6 protein-coding genes and 1 tRNA gene are annotated in these 6194 nt (G+C 55.6%); 2 read left to right on the top strand and 5 right to left on the bottom strand.

The genetic code is table 11. The annotated features are described in order from the left end of the window. Positions 1-335: integrase core domain-containing protein (locus tag L881_RS13615; RefSeq protein WP_025733354.1), on the top strand; the 335-nt coding region annotated here is incomplete at its 5' end. A 578-nt stretch (positions 336-913) separates the two neighbouring features. Here L881_RS13615 and L881_RS0108880 read toward each other — a convergent pair. From L881_RS0108880 to pyrE, 5 genes are all read right to left on the bottom strand, one after another. After that, positions 914-990: transfer RNA gene (locus L881_RS0108880), tRNA-Arg, on the bottom strand. A 176-nt stretch (positions 991-1166) separates the two neighbouring features. Beyond that, positions 1167-3239, bottom strand: coding sequence for a DNA helicase Rep (rep, locus tag L881_RS0108875; protein ID WP_025733353.1), 2073 nt, complete (start codon positions 3237-3239; stop codon positions 1167-1169). 3 nt (positions 3240-3242) lie between these two features. Continuing rightward, on the bottom strand, positions 3243-3731 hold the full coding sequence (gene trmL, locus L881_RS0108870) for a tRNA (uridine(34)/cytosine(34)/5-carboxymethylaminomethyluridine(34)-2'-O)-methyltransferase TrmL (RefSeq protein WP_025733352.1): 489 nt from the start codon (positions 3729-3731) through the stop codon (positions 3243-3245). A 165-nt stretch (positions 3732-3896) separates the two neighbouring features. Continuing rightward, a complete protein-coding gene (locus L881_RS0108865; protein WP_025733351.1) occupies positions 3897-4457 on the bottom strand; it encodes a YfaZ family outer membrane protein in 561 nt (186 codons plus the stop codon). A gap of 145 nt (positions 4458-4602) precedes the next feature. Beyond that, positions 4603-5256, bottom strand: a complete 654-nt coding sequence (pyrE, locus tag L881_RS0108860; RefSeq protein ID WP_084055464.1) for an orotate phosphoribosyltransferase — start codon at positions 5254-5256, stop codon at positions 4603-4605. A 106-nt stretch (positions 5257-5362) separates the two neighbouring features. Between pyrE and L881_RS0108855 the strand changes: the two genes are divergently transcribed. Further along, positions 5363-6124, top strand: coding sequence for an exodeoxyribonuclease III (locus L881_RS0108855; protein WP_025733349.1), 762 nt, complete (start codon positions 5363-5365; stop codon positions 6122-6124). Positions 6125-6194: the final 70 nt, after the last annotated feature.

Raw genomic sequence — 6194 nt, 5'->3', positions numbered from 1 at the left:
CACGGAATATCCTGTTTCATTCGGATCAGGGTTGCCAGTACACCAGCCGGGCATTCCGGCAGATGCTCTGGCGCTACCGAATGACACTGAGTCTCAGTCGCCGTGGCAATTGCTGGGACAATGCCCCAACAGAGCGCTTCTTCAGAAGCCTGAAAACGGAATGGATACCAGAGATCGGCTATCCCGATGTTGCTGCGGCGAAGCGATCTGTCACTGATTATATGATCGGTTACTACAGCAGCCTCCGGCCGCACAAGCATAACGATGGGATACCGCCGAATTTGGCAGAAAAGAACTACTGGAATGCTCAAAGCTCGGTGGCCAAAAGCACTTGACCACTACAACTACACAACAGATCGCGAATGGCCTTCTCGCGCTGAGACAGCGTTAATGCCTCGGCCCAGCTCCGTTCAAATGCCATATGTGCATTCGAGGACGCCCGCGCCTGCCAAAATCGTCGCGATATCGACCTGCCTATGGATTGCAATCCCGCAGCCATCGTCGCGGTAGTAACTTCAATTCCTTTTGAAGTCAGGTTTGTAGCTATGCCTGGTAGGGCATCAGACATATACGGCGTAAGCTGCGAAACCAGAGAATCGATATTCAAAGTAATTGGCATCCATCCATCATAATTTCGGCATTGCATTTCTCAGGCGTTCAGCCTGAATAGACGCGCTATGCAGCTAGTGGAACAAATTGGAAACTACTTGATCAATTGTGACAAGCCTCAGTTGCTCAGTGCAACAGGGGCCAAACGCAACGAGGAGAGACACATAAAAGCTTCATGCTTGGATCTACTGAAGGCAATCGCCTCTGCAAACTCCGCAATTTCCCGCACACAGGTCAGCTTTCATATAGTGCAAAAACGCAATTTCGACAGCTATAGCGGACGATGGGGGAATCAGCAGAGAAATGGCGCGCCTGACGGGATTCGAACCCATGACCCCTGCCTTCGGAGGGCAGTACTCTATCCAGCTGAGCTACAGGCGCATTGTGGTAGGAGCTATTGGCGTTGGGACTGCGAGCGCAGTGACCAATGAGCTGCGCCGTATCCTACGTGGTGAAAGGTCGGCTGTCCAGAGTGGCGGACCAAGCGGAATAGATTATCCACAAGGGGATGCTGCGCTGAATCTATTCCGGGTGTGGATAACCTGAAGGGAATGCCCCTATCCCAACAGGGAACGTAGCCCCGCGATGGCGCTGGCACCGCGCTGATGTTTTTTCTCGGGATCTTCCTTATCGGCGCGGCCTTCCCATTCGAGGATGTCCTGCGGCAGTTCGTCGAGGAAGCGGCTGGGGGCGCACTCCATCATTTCACCGAAGGCCTTGCGCTGCTTGGCGAGGGTGAGCGTCAGGGTACGCCGCGCGCGGGTGATGCCCACATAGGCAAGCCGACGCTCCTCTTCTACGGTGCCTACTTCGATGGAGTTGCGGTGCGGCAACAGGTCTTCTTCCAGCCCCATGATATATACGTGCGGGTATTCAAGCCCCTTTGAGGCGTGGAGGGTCAGAAGCTGCACGCGATCGGTGTCATCCTCTTCGGCCTGCTGGTCGAGAATATCGCGCAACACCAGCCGTGAAATCGCTGACTCCACGTCGTCGGTTTCACCTTCTTCTTCTACGCCGGAGTCATCATCCTGATGGCGCTGTACCGACTTCTCGAGCTGATCAATCAGCGTCCAGATATTTTTCATGCGCTTCTCAGCCACCACCGGCGCACTGGCGTTCTGATGCAGCCAGGCTTCGTAATCCATCTCTTCAAACATCTGGCGAATGGCACTCAGCGCGCTGCCCTGATCCATGCGCCTGCGCACGCCCTCGATAAAGCGGCAAAACCACTCCAGCCGCTTGAGCGCTTTTTCCGGCAGCACCTCGTTAAGCCCTAGCTCGCCGCTGGCCGCGAAGAGGCTCACTTCACGCTGGGCGGCATAATTGGCGAGCTTTTCGATGGTGGTGGGGCCAATTTCGCGGCGCGGCACGTTCACGATACGCAGGAAGGCGTTGTCATCGGCGGGATTGATCAAAAGCCGTAGATAGGCCATCGCGTCCTTGATTTCGTTACGCGAGAAAAACGAAGTGCCGCCCGAGAGCTTGTAGGGAATCTGGTAATGCTGAAGCTTAAGCTCCAGCAACCTTGCCTGAAAGTTGCCGCGATAAAGCACCGCGAAGTCGCGCCATTTCGCGTTCAGCTTGATGCGACGGGTCAGAATCTCACTGGCGACTCGTTCGGTTTCCGCCTCTTCATTGCGGCACATCAAGATACGAATGGCCTCCCCTTCGCCCATTTGCGACCACAGCGTCTTCTCATAGACGTGGGGGTTGTTGGCAATCAGGGTGTTGGCAGCCTTCAAAATCAGCGCCGTAGAGCGGTAGTTCTGCTCCAGCTTGATCACGTTCAGGCGCGGGAAATCCTCGCCCAGCTGCACCAGATTCTCGGGACGTGCGCCGCGCCAGGCGTAGATCGACTGGTCATCGTCGCCCACTACCGTGAAGGTCTGGCGCTCGCCCATCAGCAGCCGCACCAGGCGATACTGGCTTGAGTTGGTGTCCTGATATTCATCCACCAGCATGTAATGAATGCGCTTCTGCCAGCGGGCCAGCGCTTCAGGATCAGACTCGAACAGCGTGGCCGGCAAATAGATCAGATCGTCAAAATCGACGGCGTTATACGCTTTCAGGTGGCGCACATATGATTCGTACACATGCGCCGCGAACTCCTGCTCCTTGGTCTCGGCATGGGAAGCGGCCTGGCCTGGTGAGACCAGATCGTTCTTCCACGTCGAAATCAGGTTCTGTACCTGCTGAATCTGATCCTTATCGACCTGCGCGTCCTTGTGCATCAGGTCACGCAGCAGCGCACGCGCATCCTCGGGGTCGAACAACGAGAAGCCGGAGCGGTAGCCCAGACGCTTCAGCTCGGCGCGAATGATATTCAGCCCCAGGGTATGGAAGGTGGAGACCGTCAAGCCGTGGCCTGACTTGCCGGGCAACATACTGCTGACGCGCTCTTTCATCTCGCGCGCCGCCTTGTTGGTGAAGGTCACTGCCGCAATACGTCTGGCGCTCATGCCGCACTCAAGCACCAGATAGGCAATTTTGGTGGTAATCACGCTGGTTTTGCCGGAACCCGCTCCGGCCAGTACCAGACAGGGGCCATCAATATAGCGAACCGCTTCCTGCTGGCGCGGGTTGAGTTTGGCTACGCGATTCCTGATCTGCGCGGAAGTCTCATCACTCATTGATTACTTTGCCTCCATGCCACCAGGTAGCCCAGCGCCGTCAAAACCTAGCTGACGCCACGCTTCATACACCATCACCGCACAGGCGTTCGAGAGATTAAGGCTACGGCTATTTTCACGCATCGGAATTCTCAAGCGCTGCGCAGCGGGCAGTGATTCGATAATCGACGCGGGCAAACCGCGGCTTTCAGGGCCAAACAGCAGTGCATCACCAGCGCGATAGTCGGGTTCGTGATGATAGGTGCGGCCTTTGGTGGTAATGGCAAACACTCGTTCAGGCGCGACCTGCTGCATAAACGCCGCGAAATCCTTGTGCACCTGCATATCGGCCCACTCATGGTAATCAAGCCCGGCCCTGCGCAAGCGTCGGTCATCCAGCGCAAAGCCCATGGGTTCGATCAGATGCAGTCTGAAGCCAGTGTTGGCACACAAACGTATGATGTTACCGGTATTGGGCGCAATTTCCGGTTCGAACAGCACGATATCAAGCATGAGCTTATTAGCCGCGGATGAAGTGGGAAGAGGGTCGCCATAATACCCGATCGCTGGAGTCGGGTCAGGGGGAGTCAAGGCAACCTGGCAAGAGCAGAACCGGCACAAAACGCCTGAAACACAAACGGCGCCTGCGGGCGCCGTTTGATGACAGCAAAGGAGCAATCAGAAACCGACGCTTACCCCAACCACGGGGCCGCTGAAGATTTCGTGGTTGCCTTCACCGCTGAATTTGCTTTTCTGGACGCGGTAACCGACGTAACCGTAAGTACGCGCCATCAGCGTCACACGCGCTTGCGCCGAAGCACCCCAGCTGCTGGAGAGGTTGCCGTGGGTCAGGCCGTTGGGGGTGTAGTTACCTTCCGCCCCTACGGATACCAGCGGTACGGGGGTTTTTGAAAAGGCCGAGACCACCATGCCAACGCCGCCGCCGCCGCCATAGCGGGTATCCTGATACTGATAGCGCAGGCCACCGCTTACGTCAGCGAAAGGCGTCCACCACGGGTGAACCATCAGCCCTGCCGAGTAAACGTCAGCGTTGGAGTCATGGTAGTCAGAGTGCTGATAACCAAACTCGGAGCTCAGCATCGGAGCTAGGTTCTGGGTAGCGCTGATGCCCTGGGTATCCTTGCCGCCATTGGCTGACAGGCTGAAAGCGGATGCCTGATGCGCCGCCAGCAGCAAGCCTGCTGACGCCAGCGTGATAGAAGTAATACGTTTAAACATGATGTTGCTCTTCGTGGAGAAACAGAAGGAGCGACGGTTGCCGCATTCAAAAATAAGGCTTGGCTACGCCAGGCCCTTAAGGAAACAGTGTTTTCTTACGACAATACTAAGCGCTTCACACAGACCAGCTCAAGAAAAACCAGCCTTAAACGCCGTAACGCTCTCGATAGGCACGGATATCGGGCGCGTACTGATCCAGATCAGTGTTACTCTCGGTTTCAAGGAAATCAAGAATGCTGTCGAGGCCAATGATCGGAATCACCGGAATGCCAAATTCAGCTTCTACCGCTTGAATAGCGCTGGAGGAATTCTCATCGCCCGCACGCTCCTGACGGTCGAGTGCAACGACCACGCCCGCAGGCGTTGCGCCATGGGCACGAATTAACTCAATTGATTCACGAATTGCCGTACCCGCAGTAATAACATCGTCTATGATCAGGACACGTCCTTGCAGTGCGGCACCTACGATGGAGCCACCTTCGCCATGATCTTTCGCTTCCTTGCGATTGAACGCGTAGGCAACATCCCGATCAAAATGATCAGAGAGCGCCACTGCCGTGGCCGCCGCAAGAGGAATACCCTTGTAGGCGGGGCCAAACAATAGATCAAACTCTGGTGCTGAACGCTCGATTGACTCAGCATATGACCGCCCCAGCGTGGCAAGCGCTTTACCGCTCTGGAACCGGCCCGCATTGAAGAAGTACGGACTCACACGGCCCGATTTCAACGTAAAGCTACCAAACGAGAGAACGTGCTCGGCAATCGCAAACTCGATGAAGTGGCGTTGGTAATCGTACATGGCGTGTGTCCCTGACATGCGCCGAACTTAAATGAATAAGTGACGCTGTTAACTAAAAAGTAGAAATCTCGGGTATCATACACGCGCGGAAATTAAGGGACCATGTATGAAAATAGCCACCATCAACGTCAATGGCATCAAGGACGCGGTAGAACGCGGTTTCCTGGACTGGCTGCGTCAGCAGGACGCTGATGTCGTTTGCGTGCAGAATCTCAAAGTCAAAAGCTTCGAATTGAGCGACGATATTCTCTATCCGGAAGGGTTCGAAGGCTATTTCCTTGATGCCGAGCAGGACGGCATGTCGGGCGTAGGCATTTACTGCCGCCATATCCCCAAGGCCATCATGTATGGATTAGGGTTTGAGCAGTGCGATCATGAAGGCCGTTTTTTACAGGCTGACTACGACAAGTTCAGCGTTGCGTCCTTCCTGATGCCTGAAGATCCTGAAGCGAAGCTCAAGTTCATTACGCACTACAGCGATTATCTGAACAAGCTGCGCCGCAAGCGCCGTGAGTACATCATCTGCGGCACCTGGCAGATTGCGCATAAAACCATTGATGTGCGTCACTGGGCGGACTATCAGGTGGCGCCCGGCTTCCGTGCTGAAGAGCGCGCCTTTATGGATCAGGTCTTTGGCCCGCTGGGCTTTATTGACACCTTCCGTGAAATCGACCGCGACGCCGAACGCTATACATGGTGGCCGCATCTCGACCAGGAAGTACCGCGCAACCGTCAGGACGGCTGGCGCCTCGATTATCAGGTGGTTGGCCCTAACCTCCAGCGCAACATCGTGAATGCCTGGATCGACACCGACGCCACCTTCTCCGAGCACGCGCCGCTTATCGTCGAATACGATATCGAGATCTAGTTCTCTCGCTCACCTTCCCTCCGCGCAAAACCACTCGCCGCGCTGCGTACTCTCACTATGGAGAATAACC

The organism is Carnimonas nigrificans ATCC BAA-78, from assembly GCF_000526695.1.
Taxonomy (GTDB): domain Bacteria; phylum Pseudomonadota; class Gammaproteobacteria; order Pseudomonadales; family Halomonadaceae; genus Carnimonas; species Carnimonas nigrificans.
The sequence above is the reverse complement of the archived record's forward strand: the minus strand, read 5'-3'. Positions and strand labels throughout refer to the sequence as shown.